This window comes from Nocardia sp. CA-084685 (assembly GCF_050955785.1).
Lineage (GTDB): Bacteria > Actinomycetota > Actinomycetes > Mycobacteriales > Mycobacteriaceae > Nocardia.
Genome location: NZ_CP192094.1, coordinates 8,487,848 through 8,503,506, shown reverse-complemented (window position 1 = coordinate 8,503,506; position 15,659 = coordinate 8,487,848). Strand labels below are relative to the sequence as shown.

Annotated in this window: 14 protein-coding genes and 1 pseudogene; 6 read left to right on the top strand and 9 right to left on the bottom strand. The window is 65.9% G+C overall.

Annotated elements, in window-relative coordinates; all coding sequences use genetic code 11:
- From ACQP2U_RS37355 to ACQP2U_RS37335, 5 genes are read right to left on the bottom strand one after another with little or no spacing between them, the layout of a single operon-like run.
- A complete protein-coding gene (locus tag ACQP2U_RS37355; protein WP_433711863.1) occupies positions 1 to 813 on the bottom strand; it encodes an HpcH/HpaI aldolase/citrate lyase family protein in 813 nt (270 codons plus the stop codon).
- Positions 810 to 1,298 carry a MaoC family dehydratase gene (locus ACQP2U_RS37350; protein WP_397037429.1) on the bottom strand — a complete coding sequence of 163 codons (489 nt, stop codon included), beginning with the start codon at positions 1,296 to 1,298 and terminating at the stop codon, positions 810 to 812. The genes ACQP2U_RS37355 and ACQP2U_RS37350 overlap by 4 nt, the downstream gene beginning before the upstream one ends.
- The gene (locus ACQP2U_RS37345; protein ID WP_433711862.1) at positions 1,295 to 2,455 is read right to left on the bottom strand and encodes an acyl-CoA dehydrogenase family protein; all 1,161 of its coding nucleotides are present in this window, start codon (positions 2,453 to 2,455) and stop codon (positions 1,295 to 1,297) included. The genes ACQP2U_RS37350 and ACQP2U_RS37345 overlap by 4 nt, the downstream gene beginning before the upstream one ends.
- The gene (locus ACQP2U_RS37340) at positions 2,452 to 4,485 is read right to left on the bottom strand and encodes a biotin carboxylase N-terminal domain-containing protein (protein WP_433711861.1); all 2,034 of its coding nucleotides are present in this window, start codon (positions 4,483 to 4,485) and stop codon (positions 2,452 to 2,454) included. Before ACQP2U_RS37340 ends, ACQP2U_RS37345 begins: the two co-directional genes overlap by 4 nt.
- Positions 4,486 to 4,490: 5 nt before the next feature.
- Positions 4,491 to 6,080 (bottom strand): carboxyl transferase domain-containing protein, encoded by a 1,590-nt coding sequence (locus tag ACQP2U_RS37335; RefSeq protein ID WP_433711860.1) that lies wholly within the window; start codon positions 6,078 to 6,080, stop codon positions 4,491 to 4,493.
- Between the two features lie 93 nt (positions 6,081 to 6,173).
- Between ACQP2U_RS37335 and ACQP2U_RS37330 the strand changes: the two genes are divergently transcribed.
- The gene (locus ACQP2U_RS37330) at positions 6,174 to 6,767 is read left to right on the top strand and encodes an SACE_7040 family transcriptional regulator (protein WP_433711859.1); all 594 of its coding nucleotides are present in this window, start codon (positions 6,174 to 6,176) and stop codon (positions 6,765 to 6,767) included.
- Positions 6,768 to 6,778: 11 nt separating this feature from the next.
- Here ACQP2U_RS37330 and ACQP2U_RS37325 read toward each other — a convergent pair whose 3' ends face one another.
- Together ACQP2U_RS37325 and ACQP2U_RS37320 are read right to left on the bottom strand one after the other, a co-directional pair.
- Entirely contained in the window at positions 6,779 to 7,525 is a 747-nt protein-coding gene (locus ACQP2U_RS37325; protein ID WP_433711858.1) for a 3-hydroxybutyrate dehydrogenase, read from the bottom strand.
- Positions 7,522 to 8,931, bottom strand: coding sequence for an MFS transporter (locus tag ACQP2U_RS37320; RefSeq protein WP_433711856.1), 1,410 nt, complete (start codon positions 8,929 to 8,931; stop codon positions 7,522 to 7,524). The genes ACQP2U_RS37325 and ACQP2U_RS37320 overlap by 4 nt, the downstream gene beginning before the upstream one ends.
- A 141-nt stretch (positions 8,932 to 9,072) precedes the next feature.
- Between ACQP2U_RS37320 and ACQP2U_RS37315 the strand changes: the two genes are divergently transcribed.
- On the top strand, positions 9,073 to 9,996 hold the full coding sequence (locus ACQP2U_RS37315) for a LysR family transcriptional regulator (protein WP_397037417.1): 924 nt from the start codon (positions 9,073 to 9,075) through the stop codon (positions 9,994 to 9,996).
- A 26-nt stretch (positions 9,997 to 10,022) separates the two neighbouring features.
- Here ACQP2U_RS37315 and ACQP2U_RS37310 read toward each other — a convergent pair whose 3' ends face one another.
- Positions 10,023 to 10,751, bottom strand: coding sequence for an ABC transporter ATP-binding protein (locus tag ACQP2U_RS37310; protein ID WP_433711855.1), 729 nt, complete (start codon positions 10,749 to 10,751; stop codon positions 10,023 to 10,025).
- 15 nt (positions 10,752 to 10,766) lie between these two features.
- The gene (locus tag ACQP2U_RS37305) at positions 10,767 to 11,825 is read right to left on the bottom strand and encodes an ABC transporter permease (protein WP_433711854.1); all 1,059 of its coding nucleotides are present in this window, start codon (positions 11,823 to 11,825) and stop codon (positions 10,767 to 10,769) included.
- Between the two features lie 130 nt (positions 11,826 to 11,955).
- Here ACQP2U_RS37305 and ACQP2U_RS37300 point away from each other — a divergent pair.
- The 4 genes and pseudogenes from ACQP2U_RS37300 to cobM all read left to right on the top strand — a co-directional run.
- Positions 11,956 to 13,113, top strand: a pseudogene (locus ACQP2U_RS37300) (sensor histidine kinase); the annotation flags it as partial.
- Positions 13,114 to 13,580: 467 nt separating this feature from the next.
- Positions 13,581 to 14,198 carry a response regulator gene (locus tag ACQP2U_RS37295; RefSeq protein ID WP_433711852.1) on the top strand — a complete coding sequence of 206 codons (618 nt, stop codon included), beginning with the start codon at positions 13,581 to 13,583 and terminating at the stop codon, positions 14,196 to 14,198.
- A 99-nt stretch (positions 14,199 to 14,297) separates the two neighbouring features.
- Positions 14,298 to 14,723: a PPOX class F420-dependent oxidoreductase gene (locus ACQP2U_RS37290; RefSeq protein WP_433711851.1), complete on the top strand. Its 426-nt coding sequence runs from the start codon at positions 14,298 to 14,300 to the stop codon at positions 14,721 to 14,723.
- A 16-nt stretch (positions 14,724 to 14,739) separates the two neighbouring features.
- Positions 14,740 to 15,504, top strand: a complete 765-nt coding sequence (gene cobM, locus ACQP2U_RS37285) for a precorrin-4 C(11)-methyltransferase (RefSeq protein WP_433711850.1) — start codon at positions 14,740 to 14,742, stop codon at positions 15,502 to 15,504.
- The last annotated feature ends 155 nt before the right edge of the window (positions 15,505 to 15,659 follow it).

Sequence of the window (15,659 nt, the reverse complement as noted above, 5' to 3'; positions counted from 1 at the left end):
TCAGGTCTGGTTCGCGCGCCGCACGATCTGCTCGGCATGGCGCAGTACCGGGGCATCGACCATGCCGCCCTCGAATGCGAAGACGCCCCGATGGTTCGCGACTTCGGCGAGTACCCTGCGAGCCCAATCGATGTCGTCATCCGACGGCGCGTAGGCCGCCCGGATGACCGGCACCTGGCTCGGATGGATCGCCACCTTGGCGTCGAAGCCGCTCGCGACCGCGTCCACCGCTTCGGTGCGCAACCCGTCGAGATCGCGGATATTCAGATACACCGAGTCGAGCGCGAACTTGCCGTACGCCTTGGCCGCGAGCAGCGTGGTCGATCGAACATGGCGTGCCACATCGCGATAGCCGCCATCGGCATGCCGACTGGAATTGCCGCCGAGCCCGGCGACCAGATCCTCCGCACCCCACATGGCCCCGATGGCATTGCGTGCCGATACCGCTTGCCCGACCGATATCGCGCCGAGCGGCGATTCGATCAGCGCGATCACCTCGTAGTCGGCGAGTGTGTCGAGCTGTTCGGCGGATTCGGCTTTCGGCAGCATGATCCGCCGGTAGGCGGTCCGCGCCAAGGCATCGAGATCCGGTTCGTGTTCATCGGTGCCGACAGCATTGATCCGCACCACGGTGGTCGCGGGATCCAGTGGGGTCGCCACGAGTGCCTTGCGCGCGGACGCTTTATCCCCGGCCGCGACTCCGTCCTCGAGATCGATGATCACCACATCGGCTGCCGCGGCCGCCTTCTCGTAGCGTTCGGGGCGGTCGGCGGGGCAGAACAGCCAGGCCGGTCCCGGCATGTGCCAACTCATGTGGGCTCCTTGCGTACCAATGTCTTGCGTACCGCAGTCGCCACGATATCGCCATGCTGATTGCGAGCGGTGTGCGCGAAGGTGAGGATGCCCTCGCCAGGACGGCTCTTGGATTCGCGCTTATCGGTGACCGTCGTCTCGGCATACATGGTGTCGCCGTGGAACAGCGGCTTCGGGAAGGCGACCTCGGAGAAGCCAAGGTTGGCCACGATCGTGCCCTGCGTCAGCTGCGCGACCGAGAGACCGATCAGGGTGGAGAGGGTGAACATCGAATTCACCAGGCGCTGGTGGAACGGCGGCAGCTGATCGCTGAAGGCCGCGTCCAGGTGCAGTGCCTGGGTATTCATGGTCAGCGTGGTGAACAGGACGTTATCGGCCTCGGTAATGGTTCGGCCCGGCCGGTGCTCGTACACCACACCGATCTCGAACTCCTCGAACCACAGTCCGCGCTGCACCACCCGCCGTGGCGCGTCTGTCTCGCTCACAAGCCCAGCTCCCGTCCGATCAGCATCAACTGCACCTCCGTTGTGCCCTCGCCGATCTCCAGGATCTTGCTGTCGCGATAGTGCCTGGCCACAGCGTATTCGTTCATGAAGCCGTAGCCGCCGAAGATCTGGGTGGCGTCGCGGGCATTGTCCATGGCCGCCTCGCTGGCCACCAGCTTCGCGATGGAGGCTTCCTTCTTGAATGGTTTGCCCGCGAGCATGAGTGCGGCGGCGTCGTAGTAGGCGGTGCGCGCGGCGTGGGCGCGCGCCTCCATCCGGGCGATCTTGAAGGCGACGGCCTGGTTGCGGCCGATAGCCTGACCGAAGGCCTCGCGCTCCTTGGCATAGCGCACACTCTCGTCGACGCAGCCCTGGGCCGCGCCGACCGACAGCGCCGCGATGGCGATGCGGCCCTCGTCGAGGATGCGCAGGAAGTTGGCGTAGCCACGACCGCGCTCGCCGAGCAGGTTCTCCTGCGGCACCCGGACGTCGGTGAAGCTCAGCGGATGGGTATCCGAGGCATTCCAGCCGACCTTGTTATAGGCGGGCTCGGCCACGAAACCGGGGGTGTCGGTGGGCACGAGGATGGTCGATATCTCCTTCTTGCCACCCGACTGTCCGGTCACCGCGGTCACCGTCACCAGTTTGGTGATATCGGTGCCGGAGTTGGTGATGAACTGCTTGCTGCCATTGATGACCCATTCGGCGCCATCGGCGATGGCGGTGGTCCTGGTGCCGCCCGCATCGCTGCCCGCACCTGGTTCGGTGAGGCCGAAGGCGGCGAGATTGCGGCCACTCGTCAATTGCGGCAGCCATTCCTGCTTCTGCTTATCGTTGCCGAAGCGGTAGATGGGCATCGCCCCCAGCGAGACACCGGCCTCGAGCGTGATCGCCACACTCTGATCGACCTTGCCGAGTTCCTCCAGCGCCAGGCACAGCGCGAAGTAGTCGCCGCCCATACCGCCGTACTCCTCCGGGAACGGCAGGCCGAACAGGCCCATATCGGCCATGCCCGCGACGACCTTGTATGGAAACGTATGGTTCGCATCGTGTTCGGCGGCTACAGGGGCGACCACCGACTTGGCGAAATCGCGCACCGTCAGTGCGAGGTCGCGATAGTCCTCGGGCAGTGTGCCGGTGGACAGGTAGTCGGTCATCCGGAAATTCCTTCTTGTTCAGCGGTTTCGGGTTCGGCGGGAGCGGCGGCGATGCGTACGAGCGGCTGGTCGAGGCGGACCTGGGCGCCCGGTTCGACCAGGACTTCGACGCTGCCCGCAACCGGTGCGGTGAGCGTGTGCTCCATCTTCATGGCCTCGACCACGACGACCGGCGTGCCAACGGCGACGGTGGCACCGTTCGCGACCGGGATCGCGATCACCGAACCGGGCATGGGACTACGGATTTCGGCGTCACCAACGTGTTCGGCGCCGCCGCGGACATTCACCTCGGCCACTTCGCGCAGCACCGCGACGCCGGACGGCCCGGCCACCCAGAGCTGTCCGTCGTGCTCGGCGACGCGGTAATCCCGGCGCAGACCGTCGAGCGTCACGACCAGCCTGCCGTCGATGAAAGCAGCAGTGAGCGAGGCTGATTCACTGCTGTTGAGGTGCACTTCGGCGGCGTCGGGCGAGCCGGTCAGGTAGATGTGCTCGGTGCGGTCGCCGTTGGCGAGCCTGATGGTGGTCGGCGCGGGTGTGCCGATGCGCCACCCGGACGGGATATCCCACGGATCGCTCGCCGCCGCAGGCCAGCGCCGCAGCCAGTGATAGGCGGCCGCGGCGATGAATTCCTCGTCCCCGACGGCGGCGGGTCGGAAGTCGCCGACGCGACGATCCAGCAGTCCGGTATCGAGCTTGCCCGCGGCCACATCCTGGTCGGCCAGCAGGAAGCGCAGGAACTCGATATTGCTGGTGACGCCCAGCAGGACGGTATCGCTGAGCGCCCGATCGAGTTTCGCGAGCGCGGTAGGGCGATCGGCCGCGTGCACGATGACCTTCGAGAGCATCGGATCGTAATCGCTGCCGACGACGGTGCCGATGCGCAGGCCCGAATCCACGCGCACGCCAGCACCTTCCGGCTCGGACAGGTCGAGCACCGTGCCGCCGGTGGGCAGGAAGCCGCGACCCGGGTCCTCGGCATAAACGCGTGCCTCGATCGCATGTCCGACGAGCCGCAGCTCGTCCTGGTCCACCGCGAGCTTCTGTCCGGCCGCGACGCGCACCTGGCACTCCACCAGGTCGACCCCGGTGACCAACTCGGTGACCGGATGCTCAACTTGCAGCCGGGTATTCATCTCCATGAAGAAGAACTCGTCCGGCCGATCGGCGGACACGATGAATTCGACCGTGCCCGCACCGACATAGTCGACACTGCGTGCGGTATTGCAGGCGGCGGCGCCGATGCGCGCCCTGGTCGCGGCATCCAGCAGCGGTGAGGGCGCCTCTTCGATGACCTTCTGATGCCGCCGCTGCAGGCTGCATTCGCGTTCACCGAGGTGGATCACGTGGCCGAATTGATCGGCGAGAATCTGCACCTCGATATGGCGCGGCCGGGTGACGAATCGCTCCAGGAACAGCGTGTCGTCACCGAAGGCCGCGCCCGCCTCACGCCGAGCACTGGCCAGTGCGGCGGGCAATGCCGATGGCTCCTCGACGAGTCGCATACCCTTACCGCCGCCACCAGCGGATGGCTTGACCAGTACCGGATAGCCGATATCGGCTGCGGCGTCGATCAATTCGGCATCGGTGAGGCCGGGCCGAGCGATACCGGGGACGACGGGCACATCGAACGCGGCGACGGTGTTCTTCGCCGCGATCTTGTCGCCCATGATCTCGATCGCCTTGGCGGGCGGTCCGAGGAATACAATGCCCGCCTCGGCCAGTGCTGAAGCGAAAGCCGCATTCTCGGAAAGGAATCCGTAACCGGGATGCACGGCCTTCGCGCCGGTGCGCACCGCCGCGTCGACCACCTTCTCGATGTCGAGATAGCTCTCCCGGGCCGGAGCCGGGCCGAGGCGCACCGCGGTATCGGCCTCGCGCACATGCCTGGCCTGCACGTCCGCGTCGCTGTACACCGCGACCGAGCGAATACCCATGGCGCGCAAGGTCCGAATGACCCGCACCGCGATCTCGCCGCGATTGGCGACGAGCACGGTGTCGAAATCGATGGGATGGGATTTGTTCATCATCGCGATCACATCCGGAAGACGCCGTAGGAAACGGGTTCGAGCGGTGCCTGCGCACACACCGAAAGGGCAAGTCCGAGTATGGTTCTGGTATCGGCGGGGTCGATCACACCGTCATCCCATAGCCGCGCGGTCGAGTAGTACGGGTTGCCCTGATGTTCGTACTGTTCCCGAATCGGCGCTTTGAATGCCTCCTCGTCCGCGGGCGACCACGGTGCTCCGCTGCTATCGAGTTGATCCCCGCGCACCGTCGACAGGACCGAGGCGGCCTGCTCTCCACCCATTACCGAAATTCGCGCATTGGGCCACATCCACAGGAAACGCGGTGAATACGCGCGCCCGCACATCGAATAATTGCCCGCGCCGTACGATCCGCCGATCACCACCGTGAGTTTCGGCACCCGCGCGCACGCCACCGCGGTCACCATCTTGGCGCCGTGCTTGGCGATACCGCCCGCCTCGTAATCGCGCCCGACCATGAAACCGGTGATGTTCTGCAGGAAAAGCAGCGGAATCTTGCGCTTATCGCACAGTTCGATGAAATGCGCACCCTTCATGGCGGATTCACTGAACAGCACACCGTTATTGGCGATGATGCCGACCGGATGGCCGTGTATGCGGGCGAATCCGGTGACGAGCGTCTTGCCGTATTCGGCCTTGAATTCGTGGAATCCATCGCCACCGTCGACCAACCGGTGGATGACATCGCGGACGTCATACGGCGTGCGCAGATCGACCGGAACAACGTCGTACAGGTCGGACTCCGGCTTCGCGGTCGCGACGGTCGGCGTCACTTCCCACGGGCTGGCCGGACGCGGGCCGAGGGTGGCCACGATGCGGCGCACAATGCGCAGCGCGTCCTGGTCATCCTCGGCCAGATGATCGGTCACTCCCGACGTGCGCGAATGCAATTCGCCGCCGCCCAGTTCCTCGGCGGTGACCACCTCACCGGTCGCGGCCTTCACCAGCGGTGGTCCGCCGAGGAAGATCGTGCCCTGATTGCGCACGATCACCGCCTCGTCGCTCATCGCTGGCACGTAAGCGCCACCGGCGGTGCAGGAACCGAGTACCGCGGCGATCTGTGGAATTCCCTTGGCGCTCATGGTCGCCTGGTTGTAGAAGATGCGCCCGAAATGCTCTCGGTCCGGGAACACCTCGTCCTGGCGCGGCAGGAACGCACCGCCGGAGTCGACGAGGTACACGCACGGCAACTGGTTCTGCAATGCGACCTCTTGGGCGCGCAGATGCTTCTTCACCGTCATCGGGTAGTAGGTGCCGCCCTTGACCGTGGCGTCATTGGCCACGATCACGCATTCCCGCCCGGAGATCCGGCCGATGCCGGTGATGATCCCGGCACCGGGACATTCGTCGTCGTACATGCCGGTCGCGGCCAGCGGCGAGAGCTCGAGGAACGGACTGCCCGGGTCGAGCAGCTGATCCACCCGCTGCCGGGGGAGCAGCTTGCCGCGGGCCACATGCCGCTCGCGCGCCTTCGCGGGCCCGCCGAGCGCCGCGGCGGCCAGCCGGGCCCGCAGATCCTCCAGTAGCGCCTCATGTGCCGCGCGGTTGTCGACCCCGACCTGTTCGGTCACCGTCATCACGCCGTCCTGCCATCCAGTTAGTCGCCGATAACTGGAATTCAGGTTAATATTGATTAACCGAGATGTCCAGATGTGCTGAAAGGAGCCCGTGTGACCAGCACAGACACCGCCTCGCTCACCCGCAGGGAACAACTGAAGATGCAGCGAAGGGCGCAGCTGCTCGATGCGGGTGCCCGGCTCATCGCCGATCGTGGGTTTCTCGGCATGCGCCTGGAAGACCTCGGCGCGGCCGTCGGGATCAGCGGGCCCGCGGTCTACCGGCACTTCCCGAATAAGGACGCGCTGCTGGTGGAGCTGCTGGTCGGGGTCAGTCAGCGGTTGCTCGACGGCGGGAAGGCGGTGGTGGCGCGGACCGGGTCGGCGCGAGAGGCGCTGGACGGGCTGGTCGATTTCCATCTGGACTTCGCGCTCGGCGAGCCCGAACTCATCCGAATCCAGGACCGCGACCTCGACAACGTTCCGGCCGGCCCCAGACGCGAACTGCGGCGCACCCAGCGTCAGTACGTCGAGATCTGGGTGACGGTGCTGCGGGAGTTGCATCCGGAACTGCCGGAGGAGACCGCGCGGGTGCAGGCCCACGCGGGCTTCGGCTTGATGAACTCCACGCCGCACAGCGCCACCGATGCCACCGCCACTCGGGCCCGGCCCGTGCTGCGACAGATGGCGCTGTCGGCATTGGGCTAGGCCCGCCGGAATCACCGTGCGGTCCACCCGCCATCCATGGTGTAGGACGCGCCCGTGACCATGCCCGCATTCGGCGAGGCGAGCCAACCCACCAGCGAGGCGACCTCTTGCGGCTCCACGAGGCGTTTGATCGCACTCTCGGTGAGCAGCACCCGTTCCAGCACCTCCTGCTCGGCTATCCCGTGTGCCTTGGCCTGATCGGCAATCTGCTTGTCCACCAAAGGTGTTCGGACATATCCGGGGTTGACGCAATTGCTGGTGACGCCGTGCCGGCCGCCTTCGAGTGCGGTCACCTTGGACAGACCCTCGAGCGCATGCTTGGCCGTCACGTATGCGACCTTGTATTCGGACGCGCGCAATCCATGTACCGAGGACAGATTGATGATCCGGCCGAAGCCGCGCCGATACATCTGCGGCAGTGCCGCACGGATCAGCAGGAACGGCGCTTCGACCATGAGGGTCATCAGGTTCCGGAATCGCTCCGGCGGAAAATCCTCGATCGGGTTGATGCTCTGCACACCGGCGTTGTTCACCAGGATGTCCACGTCCAGGGTGAGGTGTTCCAGTGCCGCGATGTCGAGAAGGTCTATGGCCCAGGCTTTTCCGTCGATTTCGCTGGCGAGTGCCTTCGCGCCGACGTCATCGATATCGGCGATGGTGACGGTAGCGCCGCGCGCGGCGAGTTCTCTGGCGCAGGCGGCGCCGATGCCGCTGGCGCCCCCGGTGATCATGGCCGAACGTCCGGTCAGGTCACTCATGCCCGCACCTCGCTGGCGCTCGGTCCCGGCGCCGCAGGGGCCTGTGCGGCAAGGGTTTCCGCGTCGGCGGTGTCGATGCTCTCCAGTGTTATGCCCTTGGTTTCGCGAGCGAACAGGACGGCGATCGCGGTAATCGCCGCGGCCGCGGCCAAATACACGGCGATCGGTACCGCGGACCCATAGGTATTGAGCAAGCGCACGGCGATGATCGGAGCGAGCGATCCGGCCACGATCGAGGTGACCTGATAACCCAGGGAGACACCGGAATACCGCATCCGGGTCGGGAACATCTCGGCCATGATCGCGGGCTGGCCCGCATACATGAAGGCGTGGAATATCAGACCGATAATGATCGCGGACATGATGATCGCGTTGTGGCCGCTGTCCATCATGGGAAAGGCGAAGAAACCCCAGGTGCCCGCGGTGAGCGCGCCGACCAGATACACCGGTCGCCGGCCGAAGCGGTCGGAGAGGTTGCCCGCCAACGGGATCATGAACAAGTGCACGGCATGTGCGGCCAGCAGCCACCAGAGGATGACCTTGGTGTCGACGTGCACATGCACCTTGAGATAGGTGATGGTGAAGGTGACCACCAGGTAGTAGAGGATGTTCTCGCCGAAACGCAGCCCCATGGCGGTGAATACGCCGCGCGGGTAGCGCCGCAGCACCTCGACCACACTGAGGGAATTGGCCTTGATCTGTTCGATTTCCTGCTGTGCCGCAACGAAAATGGGCGCGTCGGTGACCTTGGTGCGAATGTAGTAGCCGACCAGCACGACCACCGCGGACAACCAGAATGCCACGCGCCAACCCCAGCTCAGGAAGGCGGCGTCGGACAGCGTGGAGGTCAATGCCAGCAGCGCGACCGTCGCCAACATATTGCCCACCGGCACCCCGGCCTGTGGCCAGCTCGCCCAGAAGCCACGACTGCGGTTCGGACTGTGTTCGGCCACGAGCAGCACCGCGCCACCCCATTCGCCACCGACCGCGAAGCCCTGAATGAATCGCAGGACGACCAGCAATGCCGGTGCCCAGTAGCCGATTTGGGCGAAGGTCGGTAGACAGCCCATCAGGAAGGTCGCGCTGCCGACCAGCACCAGACTGAATTGCAGCAGCTTCTTGCGGCCGTATTTGTCACCGAAATGTCCGAAGACGACACCGCCCAACGGGCGTGCGGCGAAACCGACGGCGTAGGTGATGAAGGCGGCGAGGATCGCGTCGAGATCGCTGGTGCCCTTGGCGAAGAAGACCTTGCTGAAGACGAGCGTCGCGGCCGTGCCGTAGAGGAAGAACTCGTACCACTCGACGACGGTGCCCGCCATGGACGCGGCCACCACCCGCCTCAGTCCGGCCGGTACCCCGCCTGGATCGTTTCCCATCGGCCGCATTGCATCGCGCACGCTCATCGAACATCTCCTTCGTGACCGGGGGCACATCTGGCACGAAGATGTGACGGCCCCCACATTTCGTGGTCAGGACGAGTATTCGTGCACATATCTTCGGCCGCAATGACCAGTTGTGCAGTGCGCATCTGCAAGAATGCAGATATGAGTTCGGCCGCCTCGGGTGCCAGCCGCCCCAGCGCGGATGATCTGCTGGTTCTGCTCGCCGTGGGGCGCTCGGGGCGCTTCGTGTCGGCTGCCGAGGAACTCGGGATCAACCACACCACCATCTCGCGCCGCATTGCCGCGCTGGAGCAGACGCTGGGTGGGCGGGTACTCACCAGGGCGACCGGTGGTTGGGAGTTGACCGATCTCGGGCGCGAGGCGTTGGCGGCGGCCGAAGCGGTGGAATCGGCGGTCAAGTCATTGGCTACCGATGCCGATGGCATGCGGGTGCTAGAGGGCGTGGTCCGGATTTCGGCGACCGACGGATTCAGCGCCTATGTGGCGGCACCGGCCGCCGCGGAGGTGCAGCGGCGGCATCCGAAGATCTCGGTGGAGATCGTCGCGGCGACCCGGCGGGCGTCTCAGCAGCGCTCGGGTCTGGATATCGAAGTTGTGGTGGGTGAGCCCCAGGTGCATCGCGCCAGGGCTGTGCGGTTGGCCGACTACTGTCTCGGGCTCTACGGTTCGCGCGAATATCTTCGTGAACACGGAACGCCGACAACCGTAGGGGATCTCGCGCGCCACTCGTTGGTCTACTTCATCGATTCCATGTTGCAAGTGGACGACTTGGACCTGGCTTCCAGCTTCGCGCCCGCCATGCGTGAATCAGTCACCTCCACCAATGTTTTCGTGCACGTCGAAGCGACCCGCGCGGCCGCGGGTATCGGATTACTGCCATGCTTCATGGCCGATCGTCACGACGACTTGATCCGAGTGCTTCGCAAGGAAGTCTCCGTTCGACTCACCTATTGGCTGGTTACTCGGACCGAGACATTGCGCAGGCCCGAGGTGGCGGCGGTGGTCGATGCGATTCAGGTTCGGGTGCGGGAACAGCGGAATGTTCTGCTCGGCTTATCGGCGTAATCACTGACGAGCAGGATCGCGGGGTTTCAGGTGCTCAGAGTGAGCGTGCCGTCGGTCATGCGGTAGACGGAGTTCATCTGATGTAGGTGGGTTCGGTCGTGGGTTACCAGCAGGGTGGCCGCGTTTTGGGCGCGGGCTACGGTGAGGATCAGGTCGATTATGGCGGCGCCGCGTTCGGTATCGAGGGCGCTGGTTGGTTCGTCGATGACCAGGAGGGACGGCTCGTTCATCAGGGCGCGGGCTATGTTGACGCGTTGGCGTTGGCCGCCGGAGAGTTGCGCGGGGCGTTTGGCGTGCTGGTCGGCTAGGCCAACGGCATCGAGTAATTCCATTGCCTTGGTGTAGGTTTCGCGGCGTCGGGTAGGGGAGGTGAACAGGTGCTGGCCGAGGTGGGACATGGCCACTAGTTGTTCGACGGCGGTAAGGGCGGGGATGAGGTTGGGCTGTTGGAAGACGATGCCGATGGATGAGCGGCGCAGGGCCGCGGCTTCGCGGCGGGTGAGGGTGGCGAGATCTACTGTGTCATCCGGTGTTTGGAGCGTTATGCGGCCTGAATCGGGCCGGATCAGGGTGGAGACTACGGCGAGAAGGCTTGATTTGCCCGAGCCGGAGGGGCCGGTGATCGCGGCGATGGTGCCGCCCGTGACGTGCAGGTTCACCTGATTCAGTGCGGTGAGGCGGCCGGTGCCGTCCAGGTAGGTGAGGGTTGTTTCGCTCACGGTGAGAGCGGTTTTCGTAGTGGTTGCGGTGGTCATGCGGATCTCCGGAGGTCAGCGGGTCGCACCCAGTGCGGTCAGCGGGTCGGTGGTGAACAGGAAGCGCAGGGCGAAGGCCGCTCCCAGCAGGCCGAGCAGTATGAGGGCCGCTGCGGGGAACAGGGTTGTCGAAAGATCGAGCACGAAGGGCAGTGCGTCACCGATGAATGTTGCTGCCACGATGGTGATTCCGAGTCCCGCTGCGACACCGGCGGCCAACACGATCGCCGCTTGGGCGATGGCGTCGCGGACCAATGATCCTGATGTCGCGCCGAGTGCCTTCAAGGTCGCGATATCTGCCATGCGCTGCACCGTCCACACGGTGAAGAATGCGCCGATCACCAGCGCCGAGATGGCGAAGAGCAGCACCGACATCAGTGTCAGCGAACCGTTTTCGGCTTGGTAGGAACTCAATGCCGACAGTGATCCGGAGACGCTGGTCGAGGTCGTGTGCGCGGATGCGTTGCTGGAGGCGGCATTCGGGATATCGGATACCGCGAGCACCGTGGCGGCGCCGCCGCGTGGGCTCACCGATTGCCAGTCGGCGAGTGTCATCCAGACGACGGGGGTGTGGCTGTACCAATCGTCGCCCTCGATTGTGGTGACTCGGAAGGTTTGCGCGCCGAGCGTGACGGTGTCACCGATGATCGCATCGAGGGCCTTGGCCGCCCCGGTGCTGAGCACGACGGCGCCGGAATCGGTCGCGATGCGGTTGCCGAATGCGCTTCCGGCGGTGCCGAACAGCGCGACCTGGGCGGGTTTGGTCGCACCCCGCCCCGATACCGCACCCTGCGCCCGGCTGATGCCGATCGGGTTCACCGCGCCCGCGCCCGCCTGCCAGGCCTCGACCTGCCGCTCGGTCAGCGCGGAAGTGTCGAAGGACGGATCCGCGTTGTTATCGGCGAAGACAATGGCATCGGCGTGGATCGCCTCGATGGCTGAGATGTTCTGGTGCGCGAGTCCGGCGGTGAGACCGCTCAGGAAACTCACCAGCAACGCCACCAGCGTGACGACCAGGGTGATGAGCAGAAAACGGCCGCGTGCGGCCCGCAGATCCCGGAGTGCGACGAACATGCCACCACCCTGCCGCGCGGCGATGCCCCCGCCATCGCGCATGCGGAGGTATGCGCCCCGATCGAAGGTTGGTCGGTGTTTTACGCCTTTCGATGGATGCCGCCCGGATAGCCGCACATAAGCTGACAACGTGCATTCGTCGCCGTTCACCCCGGTCTTCACCGCATTGCGGTTGGGGCTGCATGTGCTGGTGACGGCGCTGGCCGTGGTGGTCGCGGTGCGTGCACTGCTACCGGGTGCCGGACATCCGCTCGGCGTCGTCACGCTGACCGTGGCGTTGTTGGCCGTGTACTTCGCCGGTGCGCTGGTCGGTCGCCACCCGGTGGGCATCCGCATCTGGTTGGCGGCGCTGACGCTGCTGTGGCTCGGCCTCGTGGTGCTCGCGCCCGATGCCGGATACCTCGCATTCGGCGTGTACTTCCTCTACCTGCACCTGCTGCCGCGACCGTGGAGTCTGCTCGCGGTTGGCGCGGCCACGGCGGTGGCGGTGATCGGTTTCGGGGTGCACCGCGGCTGGTCCGTGCCGGGCGTGATCGGGCCGGTGCTCGGCGCGGGCGTTGCGGTGGGGATCGGGCTCGGCTACCAGGCGCTATTCCGTGAATCCGCGCAACGTCAGCGCCTGATCGACGAATTGCTCGATACCCGAGCGACTCTCGCCGAACAGGAGCGCACCGCGGGTAAGTTGGCCGAGCGTGAACGGCTGGCGCAGGAGATCCACGACACCGTCGCGCAGGGTTTGAGCAGCATCCAGTTGCTGCTGCACGCCGCGGAACGGTCCGCGCCGAAGCATCCTGCGCTGCAACAGATTCGACTTGCCCGCGAGACCGCGGCGGAGAGTCTGGCCGAGACGCGAAGGCTGATAGCGGAATTGACCCCTGCCGCCCTGGAGGCGCAGAGCCTCGCGCAGGCGCTGGAACGCATCTGTCAACGCGCCGAGGCGCCGGGACTGCTCACCCAGATGGCCGTCGAGGGCACGCCGGAGCGCCTGCCGATGCCCGTCGAGGCGGCACTGGTTCGGATCGCGCAGGGGGCGGTCTCGAACGTGGTGCGCCACGCGGGCGCGAGCCGAATGCGATTGACCCTGACCTACGCCGATACCGATGTGTACCTCGACGTGGTAGACGACGGCACGGGCATCGATCCATCGGTGCTCGACCGCGCCCCAGCGGGCACCTTCGGGCTAGCCGCCATCCGCAGTCGCGTCGAACAGCAGGGCGGCACAATGGCGGTCGAGTCCGAACCCGGCCACACCGCGGTCACCGTCTCGTTTCCACTGGAGACCGCGTCCCCGGAATCCCGCTCTGATTTCGGGGGTGTTTCGCCCGATTCGGGCCTACCCGCCGTGAAAACGACCCCTGCGAAATCCGAACCTCCGCGGAACTACCCCCAACTGCCCGCCCTGGCGCAGCGTGCAACGGAGCCCGTCGCTGCGCCGAGCGATTCCGAACTGTCCGCGGTGGTGCAGGGTGCAGCGGAGCCCGTCGCGGCGCCGAGCGATTCCGAACTGTCCGCAGTGGTGCAGCGTGCGGCGGAATCCGAGACCGCGCCGAATGACTGCGGCGGGTCCGCGGCGAGGCAGACAACGTCGGAACCGGTCGCCGTGTCGAGCGAATCGGAACTGCCCGCCCTGGTGTGGCGTGCGGCGGAATCCGAGACTGCGCAGAACGAAACCACTGGGCCCGCAGCGGATTCCGGTTCGCGGCCAGGCGAACCCGCGCCGGGCATACCAAAGGCAACCGGCCGGAAGACCCGCACATGATCCGTCTGCTCCTGGCCGACGACCACGCCATCGTGCGCGCGGGCCTGCGCGCACTACTGGAGAGCAATCCGGATATCGCCGTCGTCGGCGACGCACCGACCGCCGAGGCCGCCGTCGCGTTCTGCACCACCACCCCGGTCGATCTGGTGCTGATGGATCTGAGTTTCGGCCCCGGCCGCTCCGGCGTCGATGCGACCGCCCAACTGCGTGCGCTCGAAAAGCCGCCCCATGTTCTGGTCGTCACCAACTACGACACCGACGCCGACATCCTCAGCGCCATCGAGGCCGGGGCCTGCGGGTACATCCTCAAGGACACCCCACCGACCGAACTGCTCGCGGCGGTGCGTTCGGCGGCCGCCGGGGAGAGTGTGCTCTCGCCCGCGGTGGCCTCCAAGCTGATGATCCGCGTGCGCCGGGCCGACACCACCCTGAGTCCCCGCGAAATCGAGGTACTGCGCCTGGTCGCCAACGGCAGCTCGAACCGAGAGATCGCCAAGGACCTGTTCCTCAGCGAAACCACCATCAAATCCCACCTGGTCCACATCTACGCCAAACTCGGCGTCCGCTCCCGCACCTCCGCCGTCGCCCGCGCCCGCGAACAAGGCGCCATCTAGCCAGCGATCAAGATCAGGTGGCAGTGGGGGGCGGAGACTTCTCGCGTTTTGCCGCCATAGTTTCCCCATGATCATCGGCCCAGTGCCTAGGGTGGGGGGATGGGCTCAGGTTTGGATTCCAAGGTGCGGGGGTTTTTGAGTTATGGGAGGCGGACTGGGAAGGTGGCGTTTGTGGCTGCTGATGGGCGGCCGGTGGTGACGCCGGTGTGGTTTGTGCTCGAGGGGGACGAGCTGGTGTTCAATACCGGTAAGGCCACGAGTAAGGGGAGGGCCTTTGCTCGCGATCCGCGCGTCGCGGTGGTGGTCGACCTCGAGGAGGAGCCGTACTCCTCCATTCAGATCCAGGGCACGGTGACCCTGTCCGAGGATCCCGACGAACTCCTGCGTACCGCGACCGAGATCGCCGGTCGCTATATGGGCGCGGATCGCGCCGAGGAATTCGGCAAGCGCAACGGCGTCCCGGGCGAACTGGTGGTGCGGGTGCGCCCGGACAAGGTGATCGCCCACTTCGACGCGACGGCCTAGCCCTAAACTCACCCGTATGACCGTGCACTTCATCGGGGCCGGGCCGGGCGCCGCGGACCTGCTGACCGTCCGCGCGGTCGAGTTGCTGCGCACCGCTGCGGTCTGCCTCTACCCGGGCACCTACCTGGATCCCGAGGTGCTCGCGCACTGCGCCCCCGGTACCGAACTGATCGACACCCAACACCTGGACATCGACCAGATCACCGAGCATCTGGTGCGCGCGCACCGCTGCGGAAACGATGTCGCCCGCCTGTGCTCCGGCGACCCCTCCATATATTCGGCCCTCACCGAACAAACCCGCCGCCTCGACGCCGCGGACGTGCCGTGGGACATCACCCCCGGCGTCCCCGCCTATGCCGCCGCGGCCGCCGTGCTGGGTACCGAGTTGACCGTCCCGGAGGTGGTCCAGTCGGTGGTACTCACCCGCACCCGGGCCCGATCGACCGCCATGCCCGAATCCGAGGCACTGACGAACTTCGCCCGGACCCAGGCCACGCTGGTGCTGCATCTGGCCATTACCCGAATCCGTCCCCTGGCGGCCGAGCTGACCGCGGCCTACGGCGCCGATTGCCCGACCGCCGTGGTCTATCGAGCCAGCCAACCCGACCAACTGGTCCTGCGCGGTACCCTCACCGATATCGCTGACCAGGTCGAATCCGCGGGTCTGCGCCAAGCCGCCGTCATTCTCGTCGGCCGCGCCCTCACCCCGAATCTGACCTGCACCCAGTCCCATCTCTATGACCCCGCCCGTGACCGTCACCGACCTTCGCAAGCAGTGTGAGATCGGTGACAGGTGCCCAGCAAACTTGCGATGATCGCGCTGCCAGGGGTGATGTTTTCCAGCTATGGGAGCTGATTGGTCGGGTGGCGACGACGACGGTAGATTGTTTCGGTGATCTGCATTGAACTTCCCGGCGGAGCCGGTCGGTGGGTGGC

Excerpts from the sequence above, each read along its gene's own strand:
- ACQP2U_RS37355 (WP_433711863.1), bottom strand. The coding sequence starts at position 813 with ATGAGTTGGCACATGCCGGGACCGGCCTGGCTGTTCTGCCCCGCCGAC.
- ACQP2U_RS37345 (WP_433711862.1), bottom strand. The coding sequence starts at position 2,455 with ATGACCGACTACCTGTCCACCGGCACACTGCCCGAGGACTATCGCGAC.
- ACQP2U_RS37340 (WP_433711861.1), bottom strand. The coding sequence starts at position 4,485 with ATGATGAACAAATCCCATCCCATCGATTTCGACACCGTGCTCGTCGCC.
- ACQP2U_RS37335 (WP_433711860.1), bottom strand. The coding sequence starts at position 6,080 with ATGACGGTGACCGAACAGGTCGGGGTCGACAACCGCGCGGCACATGAG.
- ACQP2U_RS37325 (WP_433711858.1), bottom strand. The coding sequence starts at position 7,525 with ATGAGTGACCTGACCGGACGTTCGGCCATGATCACCGGGGGCGCCAGC.
- ACQP2U_RS37320 (WP_433711856.1), bottom strand. The coding sequence starts at position 8,931 with ATGAGCGTGCGCGATGCAATGCGGCCGATGGGAAACGATCCAGGCGGG.
- ACQP2U_RS37315 (WP_397037417.1), top strand. The coding sequence starts at position 9,073 with ATGAGTTCGGCCGCCTCGGGTGCCAGCCGCCCCAGCGCGGATGATCTG.
- ACQP2U_RS37310 (WP_433711855.1), bottom strand. The coding sequence starts at position 10,751 with ATGACCACCGCAACCACTACGAAAACCGCTCTCACCGTGAGCGAAACA.
- ACQP2U_RS37305 (WP_433711854.1), bottom strand. The coding sequence starts at position 11,825 with ATGTTCGTCGCACTCCGGGATCTGCGGGCCGCACGCGGCCGTTTTCTG.
- ACQP2U_RS37295 (WP_433711852.1), top strand. The coding sequence starts at position 13,581 with ATGATCCGTCTGCTCCTGGCCGACGACCACGCCATCGTGCGCGCGGGC.
- ACQP2U_RS37290 (WP_433711851.1), top strand. The coding sequence starts at position 14,298 with ATGGGCTCAGGTTTGGATTCCAAGGTGCGGGGGTTTTTGAGTTATGGG.
- cobM (WP_433711850.1), top strand. The coding sequence starts at position 14,740 with ATGACCGTGCACTTCATCGGGGCCGGGCCGGGCGCCGCGGACCTGCTG.